23 protein-coding genes and 1 tRNA gene are annotated in these 25,662 nt (G+C 42.7%); 5 read left to right on the forward strand and 19 right to left on the reverse strand.

All coding sequences use genetic code 11. The features are described from left to right. Nucleotides 1-2: 2 nt before the first annotated feature. The 4 genes from AC04MN_RS13960 to AC04MN_RS13975 all read right to left on the reverse strand — a co-directional run bounded on the left by AC04MN_RS13960 (nucleotide 3) and on the right by AC04MN_RS13975 (nucleotide 4,691). Nucleotides 3-827 (reverse strand): hypothetical protein, encoded by an 825-nt coding sequence (locus AC04MN_RS13960; RefSeq protein ID WP_475383829.1) that lies wholly within the window; start codon nucleotides 825-827, stop codon nucleotides 3-5. 124 nt (nucleotides 828-951) lie between these two features. Beyond that, nucleotides 952-2,505, reverse strand: a complete 1,554-nt coding sequence (locus AC04MN_RS13965) for a DHA2 family efflux MFS transporter permease subunit (RefSeq protein WP_475383830.1) — start codon at nucleotides 2,503-2,505, stop codon at nucleotides 952-954. 11 nt (nucleotides 2,506-2,516) lie between these two features. Then, a complete protein-coding gene (locus AC04MN_RS13970; RefSeq protein ID WP_475383831.1) occupies nucleotides 2,517-3,371 on the reverse strand; it encodes an HlyD family secretion protein in 855 nt (284 codons plus the stop codon). Nucleotides 3,372-3,383: 12 nt separating this feature from the next. Continuing rightward, nucleotides 3,384-4,691: a TolC family protein gene (locus AC04MN_RS13975; RefSeq protein ID WP_475383832.1), complete on the reverse strand. Its 1,308-nt coding sequence runs from the start codon at nucleotides 4,689-4,691 to the stop codon at nucleotides 3,384-3,386. A 101-nt stretch (nucleotides 4,692-4,792) separates the two neighbouring features. On the opposite strand from AC04MN_RS13975, the gene AC04MN_RS13980 reads away from it, so the two are divergent. After that, nucleotides 4,793-5,263: a MarR family winged helix-turn-helix transcriptional regulator gene (locus AC04MN_RS13980; protein ID WP_475383833.1), complete on the forward strand. Its 471-nt coding sequence runs from the start codon at nucleotides 4,793-4,795 to the stop codon at nucleotides 5,261-5,263. Nucleotides 5,264-5,273: 10 nt separating this feature from the next. Here AC04MN_RS13980 and AC04MN_RS13985 read toward each other — a convergent pair whose 3' ends face one another. Both AC04MN_RS13985 and AC04MN_RS13990 read right to left on the reverse strand, forming a co-directional pair. After that, nucleotides 5,274-6,650: an MFS transporter gene (locus AC04MN_RS13985; RefSeq protein WP_475383834.1), complete on the reverse strand. Its 1,377-nt coding sequence runs from the start codon at nucleotides 6,648-6,650 to the stop codon at nucleotides 5,274-5,276. Nucleotides 6,651-6,823: 173 nt separating this feature from the next. Beyond that, a complete protein-coding gene (locus AC04MN_RS13990) occupies nucleotides 6,824-6,955 on the reverse strand; it encodes a hypothetical protein (RefSeq protein WP_475383835.1) in 132 nt (43 codons plus the stop codon). A 217-nt stretch (nucleotides 6,956-7,172) separates the two neighbouring features. On the opposite strand from AC04MN_RS13990, the gene AC04MN_RS13995 reads away from it, so the two are divergent. Both AC04MN_RS13995 and AC04MN_RS14000 read left to right on the forward strand, forming a co-directional pair. Further along, nucleotides 7,173-8,252, forward strand: a complete 1,080-nt coding sequence (locus AC04MN_RS13995; protein ID WP_475383836.1) for a hypothetical protein — start codon at nucleotides 7,173-7,175, stop codon at nucleotides 8,250-8,252. Nucleotides 8,253-8,393: 141 nt separating this feature from the next. Beyond that, nucleotides 8,394-9,170, forward strand: a complete 777-nt coding sequence (locus AC04MN_RS14000) for a hypothetical protein (RefSeq protein WP_475383837.1) — start codon at nucleotides 8,394-8,396, stop codon at nucleotides 9,168-9,170. On the opposite strand, the gene AC04MN_RS14005 is transcribed toward AC04MN_RS14000, so the two are convergent. Further along, entirely contained in the window at nucleotides 9,167-10,510 is a 1,344-nt protein-coding gene (locus tag AC04MN_RS14005; RefSeq protein ID WP_475383838.1) for a tetratricopeptide repeat protein, read from the reverse strand. The two genes, AC04MN_RS14000 and AC04MN_RS14005, sit on opposite strands and share 4 nt — an antisense overlap. Before the next feature lie 145 nt (nucleotides 10,511-10,655). Here AC04MN_RS14005 and AC04MN_RS14010 point away from each other — a divergent pair, with 145 nt between their 5' ends. Beyond that, nucleotides 10,656-12,026, forward strand: a complete 1,371-nt coding sequence (locus tag AC04MN_RS14010) for an aldehyde dehydrogenase family protein (protein ID WP_475383839.1) — start codon at nucleotides 10,656-10,658, stop codon at nucleotides 12,024-12,026. On the opposite strand, the gene AC04MN_RS14015 is transcribed toward AC04MN_RS14010, so the two are convergent. From AC04MN_RS14015 to AC04MN_RS14060, 10 genes are all read right to left on the reverse strand, one after another. Next, complete coding sequence (locus tag AC04MN_RS14015) at nucleotides 12,023-14,296, reverse strand: cation:proton antiporter domain-containing protein (RefSeq protein WP_475383840.1); 2,274 nt, start codon at nucleotides 14,294-14,296, stop codon at nucleotides 12,023-12,025. The genes AC04MN_RS14010 and AC04MN_RS14015 overlap by 4 nt on opposite strands. Before the next feature lie 72 nt (nucleotides 14,297-14,368). Continuing rightward, nucleotides 14,369-16,015, reverse strand: coding sequence for a S8 family serine peptidase (locus AC04MN_RS14020; RefSeq protein ID WP_475383841.1), 1,647 nt, complete (start codon nucleotides 16,013-16,015; stop codon nucleotides 14,369-14,371). Between the two features lie 357 nt (nucleotides 16,016-16,372). Further along, nucleotides 16,373-16,447: transfer RNA gene (locus tag AC04MN_RS14025), tRNA-Cys, on the reverse strand. A gap of 28 nt (nucleotides 16,448-16,475) precedes the next feature. Further along, nucleotides 16,476-17,921, reverse strand: a complete 1,446-nt coding sequence (locus tag AC04MN_RS14030) for an ATP-binding protein (protein ID WP_475383842.1) — start codon at nucleotides 17,919-17,921, stop codon at nucleotides 16,476-16,478. 91 nt (nucleotides 17,922-18,012) lie between these two features. Continuing rightward, on the reverse strand, nucleotides 18,013-18,894 hold the full coding sequence (locus AC04MN_RS14035; RefSeq protein WP_475383843.1) for a tyrosine-type recombinase/integrase: 882 nt from the start codon (nucleotides 18,892-18,894) through the stop codon (nucleotides 18,013-18,015). 162 nt (nucleotides 18,895-19,056) lie between these two features. Further along, the gene (locus AC04MN_RS14040; protein ID WP_475383844.1) at nucleotides 19,057-19,635 is read right to left on the reverse strand and encodes a hypothetical protein; all 579 of its coding nucleotides are present in this window, start codon (nucleotides 19,633-19,635) and stop codon (nucleotides 19,057-19,059) included. A gap of 94 nt (nucleotides 19,636-19,729) precedes the next feature. Continuing rightward, a complete protein-coding gene (locus AC04MN_RS14045) occupies nucleotides 19,730-20,500 on the reverse strand; it encodes a hypothetical protein (RefSeq protein WP_475383845.1) in 771 nt (256 codons plus the stop codon). Between the two features lie 400 nt (nucleotides 20,501-20,900). Continuing rightward, nucleotides 20,901-22,124, reverse strand: coding sequence for a SpoIID/LytB domain-containing protein (locus AC04MN_RS14050; RefSeq protein ID WP_475383846.1), 1,224 nt, complete (start codon nucleotides 22,122-22,124; stop codon nucleotides 20,901-20,903). An 86-nt stretch (nucleotides 22,125-22,210) separates the two neighbouring features. Further along, on the reverse strand, nucleotides 22,211-22,960 hold the full coding sequence (locus AC04MN_RS14055; RefSeq protein WP_475383847.1) for a slipin family protein: 750 nt from the start codon (nucleotides 22,958-22,960) through the stop codon (nucleotides 22,211-22,213). A 15-nt stretch (nucleotides 22,961-22,975) separates the two neighbouring features. After that, entirely contained in the window at nucleotides 22,976-23,515 is a 540-nt protein-coding gene (locus AC04MN_RS14060; protein WP_475383848.1) for a hypothetical protein, read from the reverse strand. Between the two features lie 128 nt (nucleotides 23,516-23,643). Here AC04MN_RS14060 and AC04MN_RS14065 point away from each other — a divergent pair, with 128 nt between their 5' ends. Continuing rightward, nucleotides 23,644-24,021 (forward strand): hypothetical protein, encoded by a 378-nt coding sequence (locus tag AC04MN_RS14065; protein ID WP_475383849.1) that lies wholly within the window; start codon nucleotides 23,644-23,646, stop codon nucleotides 24,019-24,021. A 51-nt stretch (nucleotides 24,022-24,072) separates the two neighbouring features. On the opposite strand, the gene AC04MN_RS14070 is transcribed toward AC04MN_RS14065, so the two are convergent. Both AC04MN_RS14070 and AC04MN_RS14075 read right to left on the reverse strand, forming a co-directional pair. After that, on the reverse strand, nucleotides 24,073-24,597 hold the full coding sequence (locus AC04MN_RS14070; protein ID WP_475383850.1) for a gamma-glutamylcyclotransferase family protein: 525 nt from the start codon (nucleotides 24,595-24,597) through the stop codon (nucleotides 24,073-24,075). Between the two features lie 13 nt (nucleotides 24,598-24,610). After that, nucleotides 24,611-25,453, reverse strand: coding sequence for a CvfB family protein (locus AC04MN_RS14075; protein ID WP_475383851.1), 843 nt, complete (start codon nucleotides 25,451-25,453; stop codon nucleotides 24,611-24,613). Between the last annotated feature and the right edge of the window lie 209 nt (nucleotides 25,454-25,662).

A 25,662-nucleotide genomic window follows, 5' to 3' on the forward strand; every position in this document is an offset into this window, starting at 1 on the left:
CGTTAGGGCTTTTCGAAAACACGACTGACGAGGCTCCATTCCATAGGTCTGCCAAACCGAAAGCGTGGGAACTCACCTCCATCTCGTCCGTAGATTGAGGTCTGGGGCCCAAAATTTTCGATCGAAGCTCGCAGTTTTAAAATTGTATATGTTCGCGAATTCTCGGGATCCATTATCCAAAGCTCCGCACGTTGAGCATCCCAATAGACTTGCAAGACAAAATGATAAATCTCGATCGCAGTGTCTTCACCAGGGGGAACCGGACCTTGCTGCGGGATCAAAGGATTTGCGATTGAACGCCCTCCCCTCGTTGGATGGGGGAATTGCCGACTTTGTACAATCTCTTTAAATCTTAAAAGTAAAATCTGCGGTCTTGAATCCAAAAATAAATCTTTAATCTGTTCGGGGTTTAACTTTCTAAGGTCCGCGTTAGCGTATGATTTTTTGAACCCGAAAAGCTTAGCATAAAAATTGGCATATCTAGCGAGTTCAAAATCCGGCAGGCCATTGCGTACATCGACAGAGCTTTGCTGGTAAAATTCAATAGAAGCATTGATTATATTCTGCACTCCAGATTCAACATCAGCCTTGGAACGCCGTCCCTCTAGAATTTGCCAATTTTCAAAAGAAACAGGCCCACACAGGCTCGAACTTTGATCTTTGGCTAAAAAACCAAACTGATAGAATAAAGAATCTCGTTGATCGATAAATGGAGACTCTGTCATTTTCTCTGTTTGCGCCTCTTGAGCAAAACTCGATTCCGAGCCCCCAATCAAGAAGATAAACAACAATATCAACGGAATTTGCGGCCATCCCGCCCTCAACATAAGCACCTCTAAACCGAAGTGCCCAATTTGCCGGATTTTTTAGAAAAAGCCCAGACTATAAGAATCGACTTTCAAGATTACAGGACTGTCTAACTCCTAGCCAGTCCCATCGAATCTACCTAAATCAATGCGCGTCGACGACCTTGGTAGTCTTTTCTTTGAAGCGAATAAAATATAAGGGGATAAATGCGAACACAAAAATGATCATCATAGTCCACATCAGCTGTTGGAAAGTCAGCATAAAAACCTGGTTCTGAATTCGCCCGTAGATACTTTTAAGCGCTGCTTCCGCACCAGTCCCCATGCCCAAACTTTCAGTCATTTTTCCACCCAATGCCTGAGACCCCGAGTAGTACTGCGTTTGAGTCGTTTGATTCAAAAGGCTTACCTTAGAGGTTAAGTCTAAATAGTTTTGATGGCTGCGTGTATTTAGCATCGTTGCAATCAGGGCAATCCCCATCGCCCCACCAATCTGCCGGGAAAGGTTCAATAGCCCTGACACCTGCCCCATATCCAACCCCTTAAACTGCGACAGAATCGAGGAGTTGATCGGAACAAAAATAAAGGCCATAGCAAAGCCACGAACATAAAGCATATGCAGCACATCAGCTTCGGAAGACTGTGGCGACAATTGAGTCATCATAAACAACACAATTTCAATCGAAAGCAAGCCTACAAAAATTAGAATTTTTGGGTTTACTCCCTTAAACATGGCTCGCCCAATCATTGGCATCAACAGCATCGTTAACAAAGAGCCCGGGATAAAGAGCATACCTGTTTGGGTCGCATCTAAATGCAATGTTCGACCTACATAAACTGGCAAAATAAACACCACTCCATACAAAAAGAATCCCACCATCATCATCAGACCCACGCCATTAAAGACGATAGGATTCGCAAAAAGTCTGACATTTATAATTGGATTTTTGACTCTTAACTCCCACCATACGAACATCGGAAGGGCGATTATAAAAGTAATCGTATTTAGCAAAATAATCTTTGAAGCAAACCAATCCTCGGCCTCACCTCGTTCAAGAACATATTGCAGACAACCGATCCCTAACACCAGCAACACCAAACCCCACTTATCAAATGCTGGCTTTTCTTGTTCGGGTTCTTTAGGAACATTAAAGATAACCAGAGCGCCAAGGAATAGGGCTAATAATCCAAGTGGTAAGTTGATATTAAAGATCGATCGCCACCCGAAATTGTCGGTCAAATACCCACCTAAGGTAGGCCCCAGAGTAGGCCCAATCATTACGCTCATCCCAAAAATAGCCCCTGCAATCCCCGCCTTCTCTTTTGGAAACTGCTCGTAAATCAAAGTCTGAGATGTCGGAAGAAGTGCACCACCTGCAAGCCCCTGCAGAATACGGAAAACAATCAGTGTTTCAAGATTTGGAGCCAGTCCACATGCTACCGAGGTGATTGTAAACAAAGCAATACATCCTAAATAGAATGGCCTTCTGCCAAATCTGTCCCCAGCCCAAGCGGCCACTGGTAAAATAACAGCGTTGGCAATCGCGTAGCCTGTAATGACCATACTGATATCTTCAAGAGTGGCCCCAAGATTACCCATCATACTAGGAAGAGCCACGTTGACGATCGATGTATCGATAATTTCAAGCAACGAGGCTAGAACAGCAACTACTAGGATTAAAACGGACTCCCGTTTCATAACAACCTTCTTTAGTGTTTACGAACTTTTACAATCGCCGACAAACCTGCTCTTAACGAATCGATATCGTCAGCACTTAAATCAAGCAGCTTAATTTTTACCGGGACTCGCTGAACCACTTTTGTAAAATTGCCGGTCGCATTGTCTGGAGGAAGTAACGCGAAGGTTGCACCTGTTGCGGATGAAATAGACTCGACCTGCCCTTTAAAAGAATGACCTGAAACCGCATCGACCGAGACTTCAACCAGCGCACCAATCTTAATCGATGCAATCTCAGTTTCTTTGAAATTCGCAGTCACCCATCTTGACGAGCTATCTACAAATCCTACTAACGGAACACCAGGAGCCGCCAATTGCCCCACCTCTGCAGATTTTTTAGCAATAACACCATCAGAAGGAGCTTTTAGTTTAGAATTCTCAAGGTTCAACTCGGCCTGAGCCACTACCGCGGCTACGGCCTCAGACTTAGCTTTGACCTCTTTAAGAGTAGCCCCTGCCGCATCGAACTGCTGCTGAGAAACCACATTCTTTTTGTAAAGTTCAGAGACCCGGTAGTAGTTTTTTTCTAAGTCAGCCTTTTTTGCATTTAAAGAAGCCAACTCTGCTTTGGCCTGCGACAGCGAATTTTGAAAATCACGAGCGTCTATTTCGACAAGGACCTCATCTTTTTTTACCTTCTGCCCGTCTGTAATATGAACAGACTTAATAAAACCACCAACTTTAGAGGCCATTAGCAATGAATGAGCCTCGACCTGTGCATTATCAGTCTGCACATAGGTGAAGTGCTCATATCCAAAATAAAGGCCGACAATCAAAACTACTAAAGCAGCAATAATGCCAATTTTTTTCTTTTTTTGTGAACTCATAAATATATCCTTTTAAAATTTAAAAATTTCTTTTCCAGAGGCCATTTCCAAATTAAACAGAGCCTCGATCGCTCCTATTTGTGAATAAACGGCCTGAGCCTTCGAACGATACAATTCCGCCTCGGCAATTAATACTTCCGTGCCTGTACGGGCTCCGACTTTTTGCCCCTCATGAGCCAGACGAGAACTTTCTTCAGCCTTAGCAATATCATTTATTTTAGAAGCATATACCTGACAATTGTAGCTGTACTTCCGTTTCCACATATCAAAATCTCGCCCAGCCTTCAGCAAAGCTTGTTGAAGGGTCTGTTGTGCCTGAACTTTCTGTTCAACACTTTGCTTAGATTTTGATATCGACGACATTCCATCGAAAAGGTTCCAACTCACAGTGACACCCACTGAATACGAATCTCGATATCTATCCCAGTCATCAAAACGGTTGTTTCGATTGTTATAGTAGTTGTATTGACCTATCAAAGCGACTTTAGGCACCCAATATTTTTCAGCACTCTTTTCTGAATATTCAACAGCTTGAGTTTTTAACTTCAATGCAACAAGGTCTCTGCGATCACCCGCTGACTCTTTTTGAAGACCCGCAATTAAATCTGCCTTTAAAACAGGAAGGACACCTTGCACTTCCACATCATCAGTATTTCGCCCCAAAGCTTCTGCAAGGCGGGACTTAGCGATTTCAAGATTGTCAGTTGCATTCAGCACCTCAGAGCGTGACTCACTTAATTGAACTTCGGAACGAAGCACATCAAAGTTAGTCGTGACTCCAACCCGTCTTTGAATTTGAACATTCTTAACGATCTCTTCAAGAGCAATGACGTTCTGCTCGGCAACCTGCTTTAGCTGCTGAGCCGCCAATACCTTATAATAAAGCAATGCAATTTCCCTTTTATGCTGAAACAAAGCCCAATCGAAATCTGCTTGTGCCGCGTCTTCAACACTTGAGGCACTTTGGAGTCGATTTGTACTGGCAAATCCATCAAAAATGGACCACTGCGCACTCAAGGTTCCAATGGACGTTGGTACAATACTAGGTATCGTCGTCGGATTGCCCCCTAAAGTCACATCCGTTAAAAGATACTTTTTATCCGTTAGGTATGTCACTGATGCGTTTAGCGAGGGTAAAAAACCGCTGTAGGCCTCGCGGGTTTTCCACTTGGACTCATTAACTGCTGATTTAACTTTTTGAATTTTTGGAGATGACTGAAGACTTTCATCGACAGCCTGCTGCAGACTCAAGGATTCTGCCCAAGCAGAAGAGCCAATAACCAGGGCACCTAATAAGGATACAAATCTATTTTTTCTCATATCGAGAACTCGCATTCTTTGATAGTTATGCTCTTTGTTGTACAGACAAATAGTTTGCATTGCAAACGATTTGTGTTACGATCTATCAAAATGGAGCAGACATGAGAAAAGCTAAATTTGACTCAAATCAACTTGAGACCATCAAATCGAATAAAGTAAATCCAGTGCTTAAAAGTCATTTTGCCTATTCTTTAATTAAAGCTGCCATCAAACTAAAAACACTGATTAACGATAAGATTTCTCACTTAAATATTATCGGCCCTCACATTGGCGTGATGCTTTATATTCAAGCTCATGGACCCATTAGCCAGATAGAATTAGGTACAGAGCTAGGCATTGACAAAGCCACCATGGTCAAGCTTATCGACCAACTGGAGGTCGAAGGGATTGTCAAAAGGTCCTCCTCCGCGGAAGACCGCAGAATTAAAAACGTAGAGCTAACCACAAAAGGGCAGAGAACTCTTGATAAAGTTCGGACCCTCAAAGACGAAGTGGAGCAAGAATTTCTTGCCCCACTCACTGCCGAAGAACAGAAAGTTCTTCGAAAGACCTTACCTCTATTAATCAGCTAAGCCAGCTGCTTCAAGATACTTTCTTTAGTTCGTCACTTTTATCAACATGCCAGTTATTTATTTTCTTTGAATCAATAAAGAAGAACCCTATCACAAAGGTTATCAAAGCCACCGAGATAGGGTACATCAGCCCAGAAAAGTGATTTCCCGTTGCCGCCACCAAAGATGTTCCAATGAACGGAACCAAGCCACCGAAGACGCCGTTTCCAATATGATAAGGCAGTGACATTGATGTGTAGCGAATATTCGTTGGAAATAGCTCGACCAGGAACGCTGCGATAGGACCATACACCATTGTTACAAAAAGAACCTGAATCAGAATTAAAATCACCAACATCATTTGGTTTGGATTCACGGCAGGATCATTTGGCAATGCCGCATTCCAACCCGAATAAAACTCCATTGCCTGATAGATCGGAATATAACTAACGGCCGCAAGCAACATACCCGTCAGCATGATAGGTTTACGACCGATTCGATCCGAGAGCCAACCAAAAAACACAAAGAATGGCGTCCCCAACAACAAAGCGATTGCAATCACTTTGTTAGCTACCACAAAATCCACTTTAAGGACTGTCTGCAAGAAATAGAGAGCATAAAACTGTCCGGTATACCAAACAACACCCTGCCCCGCAGTGGCACCAAATAATGCAAGAATAACCATTCGACGATTCTCGGGCTTCACAAAGGAATCTCGCAAAGGATTTGTAGAAGCATTCCCCGTCTTTTTCATTTTTTCAAATAAGGGAGACTCGCTCATCGAGCGTCGAATATAATAAGAAAAGACAACCAGAAAAAATGACAATAAGAATGGGATACGCCAGCCCCACTCTTTAAAAGCGTCTTCACCCAAGCTTAATCGCGTTGCCAATATCACACCTAAACTTACAAAGAGTCCAAGGGTTGCTGTTGTCTGGATAAAACTAGTATAGAAACCTCGTTGCCCATCAGGACTATGCTCTGCCACATATGTTGCAGCCCCACCGTATTCTCCCCCTAAGGCCAGCCCTTGAAGAAGCCGTAAAACCAACAAAAGAATCGGCGCCCACATCCCAATACTTTCATAGCTAGGAAGAAATCCGATGGCCATAGTCGCTCCACCCATAATCAGCAGAGTGACCATGAATGCATGCTTACGCCCAACAACATCCCCCATTCTACCAAAAACAAGGGCGCCAAAAGGACGCACAATAAATCCCGTCGCAAAAGTCGCCAGTGTACTTAGAAGAGCGATTGTTTCATGACCTTTCGGAAAGAACATCGTCGATATAATAGTCGCCAAACTTCCGAATATATAAAAGTCATACCATTCAATCAGAGTTCCAGCACTGGAGGCTCCGATCACTTTCCATATATTACTTCGTTCTTGATTTTCCACCTGTGCCATAACATCTCCTTTACGTTCAAAACTTAGAGTAGGAACTCTATGGAGACATTGTCTCATGACAAAAGACAAAGGAGGCTTTAAGCACATTAAATTTCTATTTATTAAAAGAGGAGCTTCTTTGTGAAGCAATCGACGACTCAATACGAGAAGATTGAGTCAAAATGATCGTGTGTTTACTCGTAGATTCGAGATAAACACACCAGGATCGTAGACTCTTCAGAGTCTGCATGCGAGGCCTCGACTTTTGTCGAAGCTGCTGAAACAGCTACTACATTATCAAAGATTTTTTGTATAAGACTGAACATTTAATTTTCTCCTTTCACTTAGATTTCAACTGTTTTAAAAACCAGTTGATAGAACAAATTTACTAGACTTTCTGTATGAAATAAAAGACTTAAGACACAATCAGATATTCATATCACGAATATTAAAACGAGGGTCCAGCCCCTCGACTTCAAAAAAATACCTTATGCAATTAACTGATTTTATTAGTAAAATTGAACAAGCCCGAAAGGACCCCCAATGACTAACGGACGTATTTTTGTTTACAGAGTTTTCGATATTGGCAAAGACGTCAACCTTGAGAAAGTTCAGTCTATCTTTGATAGTGCTAACACGGTTCAACGCTTTAAACTAAATCGCAGTTCAAAAGCGATGATCATTAATAATGCCCCCTTGTCTCTCACGATTGAGAACTCTAAATACGAGGCTCTGGGACATGTGATGGATTTAGAAGTCAGCGCTAAGATCTGGCACTTTGGCTCAATCTCAATCTCTTTAGCATTTGAAATACCCGCGAATATTGGTTGGAATCGCCTGATAGAATTAGGCAACTTTCTAGAGAACGACGCCAATCTTCACACAGTAGCAAAACAAAAAGTGGAGGCTCTTATTTCAGCCTTCAATCCGGAACGCCTTGAAACGGTCAATTGGGAAACCTACGAAGACTACATCCTTTACTTTTTCAAAAGACTTGAGGGCTGCGAAAAAAATGCGTTAGATGTTTTTGAAAAGTATGATGTCTTCCGATTAATCTTATCCGAAAATAACGAATCCCTTTCTGACCAGATCAAAAAAACAATCTACGATAGCACCTATCAATATAGCCGCGACGACTTAGCTGTCGTCGACTGGAACTCGGCTTTGATTGTGGAACCATCGGGCTCGTTAGATATCGCGGATGTGATTGAGTTTGCACTTTGTCAGCTTCTTGAAATGAGATACTACGATGACCAACTCGACGAGAAATTAACTTATCTGTACTCTGCTTTGGATCAAAAGAAATTCGGCATTTTTCAAGATCACTACGGGAAGATGTCTAAAGAGGCAGCTAAGATCTACCTTGATATTTCTGACACTGTCGAAAGTGTTGAAAACAGTATGAAGGTTGTTGGAGACTTCTATCTTGCCAAGATCTTCAGAGCTGCCTCGATGAGATTTCGAACAAATGACTGGCTAGACAGCGTCAATCAAAAATTAGACAACTTGGCGCAGGTTTCTCGCCTTTTTGTCAACGAGGCTAACGAAAAGAAAAGCCAGATTCTTGAATTGATCATCATTTTCCTGATCGCAATCGAGGTCATTCCGCTCTTCTTCAAGTAGCGTCTCACATCAATCCACGGGTAAAGCTGTAGAACTTTAACTCATGTTTATTTAGTTCTACAGTTTTTTGAGCCCTCCTCCGATTAAATTCCATCTTATTTAGCACTCGATTTGCAGTAAGAGTCATTATGGGGGAATTCAATGAGCGTAAAAAACGTATCAAAAACGATCACTACGGCGTCAGTACTAACTCTTCTTATTGTGTCTTTTCAAAACTGCTCTAAAAGCGCATTTTCGCCGGCTGACAGTCAGGCGCTAGCAAAGCTTAATGGCGCTAACGACACCGAAATTCAAATCCCATCAAATGACGGCGACCACAATAGCAATACAGTACAGATCGACCCCAAAGATCCAGTAGACGAAGTTGAAGCCGTCGACCAAGAAATCGATGACAACAATCCTCAGGATCCGTACAGCGGCGCTTGTGAAGTCTTCCGCTCGTTGGGATATCCATCTGAAAAGGTATTTGCTGCTTCAAATGTTTACATCGACGGCCGACGCAGTGATCAACTTCAAACGTCCATCATCCCCCGCTTAGGAAAACTTAGCACGCTGGAAATTGCAAATCATGTAACGATCTCTGCATTTGCAGGTTCTTTATTAATCAAAGAGGCTAATATTGTCGACAGCGTTCGCATTGCGACCAACTCACTGAAGATTAATGCAAATGAAGTTCGCGAAATTCGTATGGCGGGCCATGTTTGCCTTCATGCACGGAAAGTCGGCCAGATTACCGGAGCCGCTCACGTGAAGATCATTTCCGAAGAAGTCGAAAAGCTTAGCTTTTCTGGGCATGCACACATCTATGGCGCAAAGGTCGCTTATGCTGAAGGGGCCGGATCTATTTGCCTGTATAACGGAGCTAAAGTTCTAAGCACTCACGGCAGTATTCGTGTTAAAGATTGTTCGAAAAATTAAGCCCCTGAGCTATCGCTAAGGTGGACGGCAAACTCTTGCCGTCTTTCAGGAAAATTTTCCATCAATCGAACGACCAAAGATTGAACCAAAGTCATTTTATCCATTGATTTAGCTAAATCTAAAACATATTGAATCACATAGTCATCCGCATGATTATCAAAAATCATGCGCTTACCTTCATTCAATAGAAAATGCCCATCCCGTCGCTCGCTGACCCATTGTTTGAATCGTAGGGACTTTACCAATTTAAAAGATATTTCATCTTCTTTGAACATATCAAAAAACTGATTCAAATGATTAGTTAGATTGTGTTCGATAAGTTCTTTAATTATACCTTCAATAAACTCGACCTGCCGACCAGAGATCACAGCTCCTTTAGCAAAACAGTTTAGAACTCTATTTATATCTTTCGCATCTTTTCTTAACATCACCCGACCGCTAGTTAAAAGAGCCGTCGAAACAATCAGTTTTAAACTTTCGGGTTTTCGAACTTGACGTAAATAAAGTTGGTAATACTGCTCGACTTCATCAAAATTATAGGTTTCTACAACCACCACGAAAGCGTACTTCAAAAGCTCTGGAGTCAAAGGATAGATTTTTTTTAACTCGGTCACGTAATGATAAGCATCGACCTTGCGTCCAAGATAATAAAGCGACATGAACTTGCCATACATGCTTTTAAAATGGCGCGGATTTAATGCCAAACCTTCTTCAAATGCTTTAAGTGCATCTTTGTGCTTACCCAACAACTGCGAAATATACCCTAGATAAAAATGCAAAGCTGGGTGAGGCGACAAGGTCATCTGTGAAAATGCTAAAGTCGTTTGGGCCCGATCTAGCTCTTTATTAGAGATCAGCTGCCGAACACTGACTAATATTTTACTCATCTCGCTAGGATTTTGCTTTATATGCACTGTTTTAACTAAGTACTCAAGTAATGACTGCTCACTGATTGGACGAATTAAATAGGCATCTACTTCCTCTTCCGCCGCGGCCGCAACGCTGGACTCCATACCCGAGTCGGCAAACAAGAAAAACAATCTTTGATTTAAATCAGAACAGTAGTCTTTTTGTAAGATACTTAACTCTATACCAAAATGATCGTCATACTCGAACTCGGTGAAAATGAGTTCAGGATTTTCAGATTCGATAAATTGCGCCGCTTCTTTAAACGTTTTCGAAGCTGATATTTGATTCGCAGCCATTCCCAAGCCACTTAAAATTCCCCGAACCATTGACCTCATCGCACTGTTTGAAATTGCGATATGCGCTTTTTTACTTTTAAAAAAGTCTTTTACATTTTGAAGCTGTGTTTCAGAAAATGGCGCCCTGGAAGTCATTTATTAATCATAACCGTTAACCCTAAAATGTCGTCTTTAATATGAGAAATATTTCTAAATTCTAAACCTTCGAATGATGGCAACAAACCAGACCTAAGTCGTAAAAAGGCACGACTTCCCGGCACTTATTTGAAATACTTATTTCATGAACTACCAATCAATTTTTAATCACTTGAAGAATCACTCTTGGCGCTTAAGAAGTGAACCCATCAACAATCGAATTCAGAAGTTAAATAAACTTCAATCGGCAATCTCCGCTTATGAAACCGAAATCATCCAAGCCCTTGCAAAGGATTTTAAGAAATCGGCCGCCGAGACATTACTCACCGAGATCTTTCCGGTTCAGCAAGAAATTAAATTTGCGATCAAGCATTTGCCTGAATGGACCCGTCGCCAAAAAGTTTCAGCTCCTATAATTTTATTTGGCACCCAGAATTTTATCCAATATGAACCGCGCGGAACTGTGCTAATTATTTCTCCGTGGAACTATCCATTCCAACTGGCACTGGCCCCAATTGTTGCAGCTGTTTCTGCCGGAAATAACCTTATTTTAAAGCCTTCTGAATTCACCCCCGCCACCAATCAAATTGTCAAAAAAATCATTCAAGATTGTTTTACACCCGATGAAGCCATGGTCATAGAAGGGGAAGTTGAGATAACGACTCAACTTTTAGAGCTCCCCTTCGATCATATCTTTTTTACCGGCAGCACACCGGTTGGGAAAATTGTGATGGCAGCCGCCGCAAAAAACCTGGCCAGCGTTACGTTAGAACTCGGTGGGAAATCGCCGACCATTGTCGACGCAACAGCAGACCTTGAATTAGCCGCGCAAAAAATTGCCTGGGGAAAATCTGTCAATGCTGGACAGACCTGCGTGGCTCCTGATTACATTTTTGCGCACTACTCTATTGCCAATAAATTGAAGGAACGTATCTACTTCTATCATCGCAAAATGTATCCTGATGCCATTCACAACCCTGACTATGCCGCAATTATCAGCGAAAGACATTATCAACGACTCTTGGACATGACCTCGACTCTTCCGACCGAGAAAGACCAAGATATAATTTCGACAGATAAAATTCCTTTGCAAATATTTGTCAATCCCCCGTCAGATTCTAAAATAATGTCGGAAGAAATTTTTGGCCCCTTACTGCCCATGATCACTTATGAAAATATCCACGAGGTCATAACAAAAATTCGAAACCAACCAAAGCCATTAGCCCTTTATATCTTCACCGAAGATTCGCAAATTGAAGAGACAATCTTAGAGCAAACAAGCTCGGGAGGCGTTTTAATCAACGACACCCTTTTGCATTTAGGCAATCATTATTTACCCTTTGGGGGCGTTGGCCCAAGTGGACTTGGAAACTATCACGGCATTCATGGTTTTAAAGCCTTCTCTCACGAAAAATCAGTGATGAGGCAGTCTTACCTAGGTAGGTTCTTAAAAATCATTTATGCCCCTTACACGCCGTCCAAAGAAAAACTGATTCGCTTGCTGAGTAAGCTTTAGGATTCCACATCACTCTTAGGAAGTTCGAGCTGCGCCTCTTGGCGCAGCTGTTTTATTAAGGCACTGTCACCGACGACCCACAATAAGTCTCCACTCCGAAAAACCTCGTCTGAATGGGGGTTTAAACGTCGGTGACCGTCACGTTCGATGCCCACTAACATCCCCTTCACTTGATCTCGAAGACCGGAATCACGAATTGATTTTCCAATAAAGCGGCAATCCGCCCCTAATAAAACGGGTTCTAAATTATAGCGAGCCACCACGACCTCTTGTTGGGTAATACCGTCTTCCTCTACCTCAAGAAACTTCTGAAACTGCTGTAATTGAGCATCAGTCCCAATCACATGAATTTTATCCATGGGTAATAACTTTTCGTGAGCTGATGGAGCTGGTATCACAAGTTTTCCACGCTCTATCAACGTTACCGAAACTCCGAAACGCTCTCGAATTGCTAAGTCACTTAATAAACTCCCCGCCAGCTTCCACTCGGGTTCGATTTGAAACTCTACAATATGCGCATCCCACGGCGCTAAACGAGGAAAACGGCTTTCTTTGGTTTTTTGTTTTGAAGCTCCTCCAAGATTTTTCAAGAACTGATCCTCAAACCTTTGGTACAAAACACCCATTTGCTTATTTAAAGTATAGCCCACTAACAGAAGTATCCACGCCGTAATAAAAAATGCCCAAATGCCAGATACATACTGAGCCACCATCAAGGTCAATAAAACGGCGGAAATCATTATTCTTGATATAATAAACATTCGTAAAGGAGAGCGGCGCCCTTCTTCGCCTAAGTTGGCAAATACAATCTCGACGCCTTCCATTTTTCCAAATGAAATGGCCCAAAGAAATGGCAAACTTAAAACAAGCTCTACCGAGATCACCACTAACTTTGCCGTGGCTTCTTCGAACTGCCTCTCTAACATCCAAGGAAGTAGAACCCGTGACGACAACAAAAATAATCCTACGACAACGGTGGCATTGGAAAGAAGTCTAATGACATAAGACTTTAAAGCCTCCCGAATCGCATCTTCCCCGGAAGCCCGAACTCGAAACATGGAGTATTCATCCATGGTATGCACCCAGTTTTTAGGAAATAAAGCGATAACTCCATCTGCAATTCGATCCGAGTTGCGAATCAAGATCGGAGTCATAAATGAAGTTAATACCGAAACAGCAACGGCTAAAGGGTAAAGTTTTTCCGAGACAACACCCAAGGTAAGACCTAATGTTGCTATAATAAATGAAAACTCCCCAATTTGTGACATCGCTAGTGCAGAGGAGATCGAGTTCCTGACACTTTGGCCTGCCAACACCGACCCCACCGAGATAAAAAAAGTTTTACCAAAAATAACCAGAAAAACCAAAATTCCTAATGTGCTCGCATTTCCCAAGATAACCTTTGGATTGATAAGCATTCCAACCGATACAAAAAAGACGGCCGAAAAAAGATCGCGCACAGGAGAGACCACATGATGAATGCGCTCTCCCTCTGAGGTCTCTGACAATAGGCTTCCAGCAATAAAAGCCCCCAAAGCCGCGGAAAAGCCCACGGCACTTGCAAAAGCGGCCATCGCAAGACATATCCCCAACCCCATTACCAAACCGATTTCATCACTCAGATGCCTTTGAGCGCGCTTAATAAAGCCCGGCAACAAAAAGACACCTGCGATAAACCAAATACTTAAGAAGAAGACCAATTTAAATAATGAGGTCAACATCTCCATTCCAGCAAACTTCTGACTAACTGCCAAAGTTGAAAGTAGAACCAACAAAAGCACCGCAGCCATGTCTTCGAAAACTAAGATTCCAAAAACATGAGCGACGTATTTACGGCTTTTTAAGCCCATTTCATCGAAAATTCGAAGAATAATAGACGTACTAGAAATCGAAACAATTCCAGCTAAGAACAATGAATCAAAGAGGCTCCACCCCATCCACGAGCCGATTGCGAAACCCGAGAAAAACATTCCGACGACCTCGATCGCCGTCACCATGCCCGTTGTCATGCCCTCTTTAGCAAGCTTCTTAAAGCTAAACTCGAGCCCCAATGCAAATAACAGAAATACGACCCCAAGTTCGGCCCACAAATTAACACTCTCGAGATCTGCCACGGTGGGAAACAGATTCATATTAGGACCAACAAGAAATCCCGCAACCAGATATCCCAAAACAACAGGCTGATTGAGTCGTCTAAAAATTAAAGCTGCAATGGCAGCGGTCGCTAAAATCAACGCAAGATCTGAAATCAAAGGTGGTAAATGCAACATAGACTTATTTGAATAAAAAAAAGCCCCCCTGTCTAGCGAACAGGAGGGCTTTTTAATTTTTAAATCAAATAATTACTTCAAAGACTCTTGAACAGCCAATTCAGCATTCACAACACCAGCACCCAATTCATTCTGAGTGTTTGGACCAAGTGGAGTTGCCGTTTTTTGCAAGATTGCCTTCACTTGTTGAGGAGTCAAAGCCTTGTTTGCACCTTTCATCAAAGCAACCACACCCGCTACGTGAGGAGTTGCCATTGAAGTACCGTCGAAAGCTGCGTAGTCCGTTGCTTCGATCTTAAGAGTTGCAGAAACCTTTTGTCCTGCCTTCAAAGCTGACACTGCTTTTTGACCAACGGTTTGTTCGATCATGAACACAGCCACTGGCAAAACAGAACCATCATCAGTCAATGCACCGTTCAACAAACCAGGAGCGTTATTGTAAATGATCGCACCAGTTGCACCCGCCTTGATCGCGTTGTCAATTTTTTCAGAGAAACGAATTTCACCGCGAGAGATCAAAGCAAACTTGCCTTTAACATTGATGTTTTTGAAGTCTTCAGGCTTACCAAGACCAGCATCAACCAGCTCGTTCTTCTCGGCGCCTACAGGCTCACGAGCACCTTGGAAAGTCGTAGAAGCTACTGAAGCTTCCCCAGAACCCATATTCAAACCAACGTACGGCTCGCGACCAGTCCCTTGAGGAACAGAAGAGATCACTGATACACCTGGAGCAACAACTGCCAACTCAGGACCGTATTGAGAGAAATCTGCCTTCTTAAGATCAGGATCTACTGCGCCGACTGCGATTACGTCAGGAAGAGCCGCAGGGTAAGAAACTTTACCAGTTCCGTTATTGCCAGATGCTGCAACAATCGTTACTCCAGAAGCAATGGCTTTCTTGATTGCCATACGCTCAGCAGGAGTCGCCATTGCACCACCTAAAGACATAGACACAAGGTCTACTTTCTCTTGGATACCCCAGTTCAAACCCTGAGCAATTGCAATGTTCGAGCAGCCTTGTTCAGAACATACACGGCCCGCAAGAATTTTTGCCTTTGGAGCAACACCTGTGAAGCCTGTAGTGTTATTGATCGCACCCGCGATTGTTCCCGCGGTGTGAGTACCGTGACCAACATGGTCTACGAATTCATAAGGAGTACCACCGTCACCAGTAAAGTCTTTTCCTTTTTCAAAGTTAGGAGCTAAAGCTGGGTGATCTTTATCGATACCAGTATCCAAAACTAGAACACGAACGCCAGCTCCGGCATTTGAATCCTTCCACGCTTCAATAGCTTTAACAGCTTTGATACCCCAAGGAGTGCCATTGCCAGGAAGATTTTTTGTTTGTGGCTTAGATTGACCCATTAAAACTGGATTTACCGGACGAGGTAGAGGACGGAAGATTTCTTTTTCTACTAGCGCCACAGAAGCATCAGATTGAAGTTTTGCAACTTCCGCTTCCGAATTTACATTCAAAACCAAAGTTTGAATGTTCGCTAAAGAGTCTTCAACTTTTGCATCAACCGATGCCAAAGAGTTCGCTCCCCAAGTATTTTTGAAACTCTTCAATTCAAAACGTCCGTGACGCTTGAACTGATAATCAGCAGATTTGAAAGCTTCTGGAGACTTCATAACAACTAGAACTCTGTGACCTTCCGCATTGGCCAGAACTCCAGATAAAGTCATCACTACTACGGATGCTAAAACTGATAGTTTCATTTAATTTTCCCCCTCATTATGCATGGACTTTTCCCTAAAAGTCCGATGGAAGGAAATTCATCGCTTTTTCAGAGGTTTATCAAGTATCTTTTTTCCTAATTTTTATTTTTTTTTGGCGTGTAAAAAAGTGAAATTATCTGTCATGGCACCAGGGGTTCCAAAATGGCACCCCAAATAAAAACTAGGGCCATTTCAGGCCTTATCATAAGAATTTCTTATAGAACCCATTACTTTTGCCTCATTAAAATGCACATTTAAAATACAGGCACTTCGACGCCTTGCGCATTAATTTCAATGTCGTAAGGGTGTCTGGAAATAAAAAAAGGAAGCTTCGGAGGCTTCCTTTTTTAAAAAATTTGGAGGTGACAGTAGGAATCGAACCTACACAAACGGTTTTGCAGACCGTCGCTTTAGCCATTCAGCCATGTCACCGGTACGAGGGGGCCAGATTAGTCTGGAATTATCGCCATGTCAACTGCTCCTCGCTCTTCAAAGAAAGATGGGGAAGCCAAGTCCATCGAAAAGCTTCTTCGATATCTTGCATTTGAATTGTTTCGCGCAAGTTTAACTCGGCCAGACTCAGCGCAACACGAAGCGTTGCTAGTCTTCGCCTGTGACTCCCTTGTTCCCAAGGAAAGTACTCAAGCTTTGTATTCGAATCCAAACGCCGTAAAATTGAAGCCTCGGTGGCAAAGGCATTGGCTCCCATCTCTTGATTTGAATCGCGTTTTTCAATCAAGTCTAACACTTGCCTCAACGAGACCGTGAGTTCGGTCGCAGAAGTCTTGTGGCAAAAATAAAGGATTTGAAATCGATCCAAAATAGGTCCCGACAGTTTTTCACGATATGAACGACACTTCGTCGCAGACCTCTGACAACGATTCTTTTGCTGGGGAACCCAATCCCCACAAGGACAAAGATTGGTTGTTGCGACAACCTGAGTTCGCGCACTAAATTCTTTACTCTGCGGACCACGAGCGATTCGTACTTTACCCTCCTCCATAGGTTCTCGCAAAGACTCTTGAACTCGAGTATTAAACTCTAAAAACTCATCAAGCACCAAAAGACCTCGATGCGCCCGACTCACCTCTCCCTTCTTGGGAGGAACACCCCCACCCACCATCGATAGAGGGGTGCTGGTATGATGGGGCTGAATTATCGGTCGCCAAGCACATTCGAGGTCCTCGGCACTATAAAAATAATTTTTTTGAATTTCGGCCCACTCCTCTGATGTGGGGGGCGGCAACAATGAATGAAGATTCTTTGTCAGCGTACTTTTACCCGCGCCGGCAGGACCCGCTAACAGAGCCGAATGACCTCCCCATGCCAGAATTTCCAAAAGACGCGCCTGAGACTTCGAAACTCGAATTTGATCATTGATCTGTGGCCTCACAATATCAGATTTCAACTTCATATTTTCAGCCCGAGAGATCTCTCTCCATTTATCTAAGCGCAAGATGTTCAACAGCGGAACCGAGGGGCGTTTGTGACAGACGCCGGTCAAAACTTGCATCGACGTCTCGTACCACTCACAACCAATAAATATGTCATCAGGAGCTATGACATCTCCATCTAAAGTCAGTTCTCCATAAACAATCCAATTTGAAATATCTTCTGGCAAAGAGACCTGGGAAGTGGCTTGCAAGACCCCAAGGGCCACCGCCAGCTCTAGGCCCCGCGAACTTTTCTTAAGATGATTGGGACGAATATTAACGACGGTCTGATGAGTCTTCGGAAAATCGAAGCCGCAGGCTCGAAAGGCCGTCTTAATCCGAAAAAGACTTTCCTTTATTATTTGATCTGGCAAGCCTAAGAAATGAATTTGCGGAAGCCCAGGTAAAAAGCTGATCTCGATATCAACAATTGATAATTCGTCTCCATTTTTAACAAGTGATTTCATTTTCATAAAAAAACTTATTTGCAAATAAAGAACAGTCCCAAAAAGAAAAAACCGGAATTTGACTTCCGGTTTTTAAATAAATCGTCAAATTTTTCCGCTACTCGAGGATACTCGGCATTTTCGATAGTGGATGATGATCATCGACCGCCTTTGACAAAGTATTCGTCGTCACAGTTGTATAAATCTGCGTCGTTTGAATACTCGCATGTCCAAGCAACATTTGAATTGATCTTAAGTCAGCACCCGACTCTAGCAAAGCTGTCGCGCAGCCATGGCGGAATCTGTGAGGATTTACAGTTTCTTCAAAACCTGCACGCGCAGACCATGAAGCAAGCCATCTCCAAACATCAACACGAGAAGGACGATGCCCGCGATCATTGATCAAAATACTATTCGTTGAGTCTTTGATCATCAAAGGCCGCACCTCTTGCAGGAAACTGACCAAAGTATTATACAAATTTTCCGTCAAAGGAATAAGCCGCTCTTTACTGCCTTTACCTAATACTTTCACCCAGCGCTCGGTGGCGTTAAAATCTTGAAGATTTAAGCCAATAAGCTCGGTCACACGACAACCTAAGCCATACAAAAACAAAAGAGTTAAGCGATTGCGAGCCGTTCTTAAAGAGTCCTCAACTTCGCAAGCATTGTATAATGCTTGAAACTCTTCATGAGTCAGCGCTTTCGGCAACGCTACTTTGACTTTGGGTGGTCTGAGTTCGCGTAGCTCCGGACATTTTTCTCCGCGAGCCTCACAAAATTTAAAATAGGTTCTTAAACTGCTGATAACTCGGGCCTGCGAGCGTGTCGACAGTTTGTTCTTCTTCATATAATCATAAAAAGAAGAAATCCCCGAATGAGCCTTGCGATACTCTTGAAACAACTCAAGGTCGCGACGGTAAGCCATTACCGTATTATGAGAACGGCCCCGAACATGTTGTAAGTCTTCAAAGAAGTCGATCCAATGAGGCAAATTATCCATATTCAAATTACAAACAAAACTTAGGTCGAGTTCAAGTTCTATTCTCGATTCGTGATGCGATGCGCCTTAGTAAGGTTTCCGAGGGAAAAATAGCAAAAGCACGGACGCTGCCGTGCTTTTGACTTACTTTACAAGACCAGTAAGGGTTTGGTCGATCTTAGCTTAGTTCATTGTTGTGAAAAATGATGAACAAGTTTGACCGTTAACACTTAAAATATGTACCTGTCCATAAAGTCGAACGCTGGAGCCTTCTTTATAAAGCATCGCTTGAGTGATGCGAACTCGCATGGGACCCGCCACCATTTCAGGAATTTCCATGTTGGTGCCCATGTTGATTGAACCCGCACGATAAGTCGTTAAAGCATAATCACCTGCAGCTACAGAACATCCACTGCCTCCAGCTGCCCAGTTAGCATCACCTACAGCAGCACGAATTCTTAAAACTCCCTGAGCCGTGATGACTCCATTATAGACATTGTAATTAGCGGAAACAGTGTTCACCAGTTGGTTGGCGTCACCAAAAATTCGAAGGTCTGCAATCTCAGCGGGCCACTTCGAGTAAATCGAAGTCCCAGCAGCGGTTGCAAGCAATGTTGGCGATGTAATACCAGCGCAGTTTTGACAATCCAAAGGATTCACTGCTGTGCCATTTCCGCCGCCCTTACCACCACCACAAGCTGCCAAAAGTGCCGTTACTGTTGCTATGATAAGGAACTTTGATGTTTTCTTTAAAGTTTCCATATCTGACTCCTTCTTTCGTTCTCTATCGATCTTCTAACTTAATTTACTTGTTAAAATTTTATATAAACTTAGCTTTTATTCTTACTATTCAATTTTACTGTCCAAAAGCTTGGCTTCGAATCAACCCGCTGAATGAACCCAATTTTCTGTAGTAGTCTGTTGGGTACAATGATGTCTTATCAGTAACTGCAGCCGAGCGGCAGAAGTAAGGACCTGTGTAAACAAACCAGCAGCTGCGGTATGGTGACTTTGGCGCATATGACTGAGCAAAGTTACGATACCAAACCTGACCACTTACATATGTTCCACCCTGACCGTCGTTTTGATTTACAACATTATCGATAATCAACACGATTGCACCGTAGTTGTCTTCAAAGAAACCACTGAATACTTTCTTTCCACCTAAAGTAAACCAGCGGTTAAAGGCTGCATCGTGAGTTCCGCCGTCTTTCATCGCATACATGCTTACGTTGTTGGCGTTATCTGCCGTAAAAGTTCCAGTGTATCGGTAACCACTGTCTAGATAAGAGATCTTTACAGTTCCATAAAACTGATCAGCGCCATTATTTGAAAGTTGAACTGACAATCTAAAATCTGATGGATTGTTTAATGGACGGATCGCAACGTAAGAGTTGAACTCTTGATTACTTACCGGCTTAAACTCAATTCCTTCAGCTGTTGCAGTTCCACCAGTTCCTGTTCCAACAGGCGGAGTGATTGGCGCCTCAGGCGTCACAACCGAGATGTTCCCATCTGGGCTCACGATCAAGCCGTTGTTATTGCTTGTTGAAGACTCTTGAGCACAGCCAGCAAATAAAAGTCCTACAGCTACCATGACAACGATTTTTGAGATTTGAGCTTTCATATTCACTCTCCTGTTTCAGGGGACTTCCTTTTTAGAAGTGTTCCCTTGCCCTGATCTATAGCGAATGCCATGCCGTCTGATCTTTGGGCATGCCAACATATAAACTATTGTAGTTATTATGCTTTTAAAGGCGCCTCACTATGAATCAAGGTCCCAAAGTGTCAAGAGCCGTCGAAAAATACAAAAATTGTCAGCCCACCCAAGGCCCAATCTCAAAAAAGGACGTCAAGTGACAACAATAAAATTTCATAACGAGAGCCTTAAGGTTTCCAAGGCTTTAACCGATACACTTCATGAAACAGATTTATGAGGGAGTCTAAGATGACAATTTCAATGGTAAACATGCTCGTTTTTGGTGCGGTCTTTATGTTCGCAGCACGAGTATTAGTTAATTTCTAGTTTAGTTCGTCGCAATTTGATGCGTTGAAACCGAAGCAACAGGGTAATAGTGTTTGAGTATTTGTAAGTAACTATACCCTTGTTTTCCCAAAGTACGACTTCCCCACTGACAAAGCCCCACTCCGTGACCGAATCCGTTTCCATTAAAGATCCAGTCATCACCGTCAGACTTCACCTTGAAATTCATAGATTTAATCTTTTCAAAACCAACCAATGCCCGCAAAGTATTTCCCTCGACATGCATCTTTTTTGCACTAGAAGAAATTCGCACAGGGACATCGACAATACGCCCGTTGACTAAATCCAAATGGGCTAATTGCAATTCAACTTCGACCGGTTCTTTTTCACCTAGCCAATTTTTAAATTTTGTATTGAGCAATGACTTCGATATTCGAAAGCTCCATCGCTTAGCACTACCATCGGTCGCAATATTTGAATTCGGGTCGACGGCACAGTATTTATCAGTGGCTTGACCAGAGTCCACGGCAGATCGCCAAACGGTACGAGCAGAAGCTGTGCGCCCTCCGCAATGCGAATGATAGAAAGCTTTTAAGATTTCATTTTTTACAATTAAAACTTGCCCTTGAGTTTGAAAAACGGCCTGTTTCACGAAGCGATAACGATCCTGATTTAGATCTACCGAATTGAAGACTTGATCCATCACACTAGATTCAACATCATAAGCTTGTTTTCGTCGCTCTTTGATGACTTGTAAGGCGTAAGATCTTGCTGCCACAGCTTGAGCTTTCAATGTTTCCACCGGCCACTGAATTGGCATTTCCGATGCAACCACACCGGCAACATAGGACTCAATGTCCACCTTACCAATCACATCTATTTTCGAGGTGCGCTCCTGAACGCTTAATCGCGCAGGCAGACGCTTACTACCCCACAAGATATCGGTCCCGTTCAATTCAATTTTTTTAAAAGGGCCGCGCCGAACGCCCCCCGCTTCAATAAAAAATCCGCCTTTAGCATTAGAATCTACGAAGAAACGAACTCTGCAGGCATTACCGCCCTTACAAAGAATAAAATTCTCACTCTGCTTTTGGATATCTTTGGCTGCTAAAGCTTGCGAAAGGAATTTGGCCACTAAAACCATTTCCCCTTGCCCCTTAACCAAACGAACGCGAACATCAGCACGGTTAATTACATCACCTTGCAAACTACCAAATGCAAAGTTTAAAGATAATAGGGTTAAGCAAAACCCAATCAGTAATTTCATTAAACCATCCATGGTTAAAAAAAATAAGGAAGAACCGTGTTCTTCCTTATCTCAACAAAATCATCGATCGTGTTCTAGTCTAGTTTTTACTTTTTTTCGCTTAGTTCCATAAATGGTTTAATCAGCTCCATCGGTAAAGGGAAAACGATCGTATTAGTTTTATCGCTGGCAATCTCGGTTAAAGACTGAAGATAAACCAACTGAAGCGCCGACGGACTAGTCGCAATAATATTAGAAGCGTCTGCCAACTTCTGCGCCCTTTGAACTTCCCCATCCGCCGAAATAATTTTAGCACGACGTTCTCGTTCAGCTTCCGCTTCTGCAGCCATCGCCCGTTGCATTTCTTTCGGTAAATCTATTTGCTTCACTTCAACGATAGCCACCTGGATACCCCAGCCATCTGTATGCTTGTACAAAATCTCTTGAAGAGTGTGGTTCACCTTTTCACGGTTTTCCAAGACGTCATCTAAATTGAATTGTCCAATCACGGAACGCAATGTGGTTTGAGCCAACTGGGACGTCGCAAAGTAATAGTTTTCAACTTTAGTGATCGCATCTAACGGCGAGATCACTTTAAAATAAACAACTGCATTTACCTGCATCGATACGTTGTCTTTAGTGATCACATCTTGTGGCGTGACATCCATTGTGACAGTTCGGGTATCGACTTTAATCATCTTTTCAACGAATGGGATCAAGATGATCAAACCAGGCCCGCGCACGCCAACCGCTTTACCTAAACGAAGTACCACGCCCCGTTCCCAGTCTTGCAAAATTTTAAACATACTTGTCAATACAACAACAGCGACAACGAATAAAATAATTGTAAACTCCATGCTTACTTCCTTTCGTTAGATTGCTAACTCTTTCATTAGCTTTTGCATATCAGACCAAACTTGCTTTTTTAAATCCGGACGCTCTAACAATACCGCAGGCGAGAATGTTTGCACCCAAATAGCTTCACCCAATTTCTGCATCTGTCCCAATTTTTCAGGCTCTCGCGAAAAAAGTAGAACACAACGAACTTCGGCAATTTTTAAAAATTCAGCAACGACCAAAGCACGTTCATTCAAAACGCAATCTAGATTTAAAATTTTGTCCTCTGGCAATTTTAAAGCTGCCTTCATTTTACCAAAAAGATCCGCAACCTGAGACTCGAACAAAGAGTCCTCGGCCTTATCAATAAAATTGATGATAGCTAAGGGCGTCCGGTAGAAATTTTGACCGGCCTTGATCGGTCCCGAATCATTGTAAAAAAAAGCAGGGACCTCGAAAGAGCCATGAGAAAATTCATGATCGGCAGGCGCATTGGCCCCAAGAACTTCTTTTCGATCCACTAGAATTTTCTGAACACCAAGCACTTGCTCGATGTACTTCAAGTATGAATTCATACCGATGTTCTACTACGGTTGCCGGGCAATCTCACGGAATACCGGTTTTCTCGACGCATACCGCAAACTGCAGCGTCTCCTTGCACCCTTTGTCATTATTCGAAACAATTTAAATAAGAGGTGAATTTATGAAAAAACTATTAATTTCAATTGCGACCCTATTTATTGGCTTTGCGGCAAATACAGCAATGGCTCAAGAAGTCATCGCCCTGCAAAACCGATTTCTATCCTACAACTTCGGCTCGCAGTTTTTAAATTCTTTATCTTATGCCGATTTCACACTGACATCTAGTGACACGGAAGCCACAGAGATAAGAGAACTCACGATTGCTGGCTATTCCTACGACTTACGCACAAACTGCCCACGCATCATACCAGCTAAAGCAAAGTGCACAATTCGCGTTTACTTCCAACCACGAATGGAAGGCTTCCAAACTGGCCGAGCAGTTATTTACCTAAAAGACGACAACTACATCATCGATCTTTCTGGATGGGGCATTAAATAAAAAAAAGGGCTTTTAAAAAGCCCTTTTTTTATCTCCAATACTTCGATGTCTCTACAAAGCCTTGGCCGGAATAGATTGAATGTAATGCTCTGGCAATCCTGACACCTTCGCTCCTCGGATCAGGGCTTCTAGATATCTTTCACTGATTTGCCCATCCAAGCTCTGTCTGTTGGGTGAAGTAACAAAGGCTGTGGCTTCAAATTCTTCACCGTCCACCAAGACTTTTAATGCCACCTCGATCGACATCCCAGTTACAACGCCTTCTTTGTGTTGAATAATTGGCCATTCTTTTTCGGGAATCTCAAATAGACGCCCAAATACCGATGCTTCTGGTTTCTGAGTCAGACCTGCAACCCGGCCTCCCCACCATCTTGACGGGAAATCAAAAATAAGATCGACTCCTTGAGCCTCTGCAACCCGTCCTTCGGGAAGTTTAAAAAACTGATAGCTATGTTCCTCCGCCCAAACTTCAAAAGCCTGGCGATCTAAAACTCCCGAATACGCAAAATACATTCGAGTACCATTACCTTGAATATTTTCTCGGGCATTCATCACCTTGTTGTAATGCGCATCCATTGTCGAAATCTCCTTACTTAACTAACCTGATTCCTGAGTCATCAATACTGATTAATCGCTTTTTATAAAGACCACCAATGGCCATTTTATATTTTTTCTTACTCACCCCAAAGCGGCTGTGTATTTCATCCGGAGTTGTTTTTTCGTTAAAGCGTAAAAAGCCATCTTCTTCTAAAACTTGAAGAATTTTCTCTTCAATACTGGCGGCGGCCTTGTAACCCAACTGTTGCATATAAAGATCTATTTTACCATCGGGACGACATTTTTTTACATAGACTTTTAAATGTTGCCCTACTGATAACTTTTCAAAAACTTCATTAGCATAGAGAATACCAAAATGAGCATCATTGACCACGACTTTAAAACCAAGTTCGTTTTTTTCGACAACAAAGGCATTCACTTGATCATTGGGTTTAAACTCGGCCTTTTTCTTACTAATATGTCGAGACAATCGCATCGAAGATGCAATCCTTCCTGTATTGTCTAGATAAACGGCGACGATAACTTGATCGCCGACCTTTACTGGGTGGGTTTGTTCTATAAAAGGCAAGAAAAGATCCTTAGGAAGTCCCCAATCCAAAAAAGCGCCAAACTGGTTGGTTGCAACAACTTCTAACATTTCAATTTCTCCGACCATCACATAGGGATATTCGGTAGAAGCAAATAGACGATCTTCTGAGTCAAGCCCCACAAAAACTTCAATCGAGTCACCAATATTCATTTCAGGTTTTACGTATCGCTGAGGCAGCAATATAGAAGTCGGTTCGCCTTTATCATCCAACCCACCATCTAAAAACAGCCCATAATCAGATTTTCTAGAAATTTTTAATAAATTAACGTAGCCAATATTTAGCATAGCAAGTCCTTCCGTCTGTGTTTTGTAGCAGGGCAGCCCTGCCGGCCTCTTGATGAGACCCGCACAGATTTAACAAAAACTTGAAAGAATTGAAAGATATTCCTTTTGAGGAAAGTAATTTGGGGCATTTCGACCCGACTTTTTCGCCTTTTAAGTGTTTTTTTCAGGATCCTTCGCGAATATAACTTCCGTTGAATAGACATAACTCC

It is taken from the genome of Bdellovibrio sp. ZFWA1, from assembly GCF_056175665.1.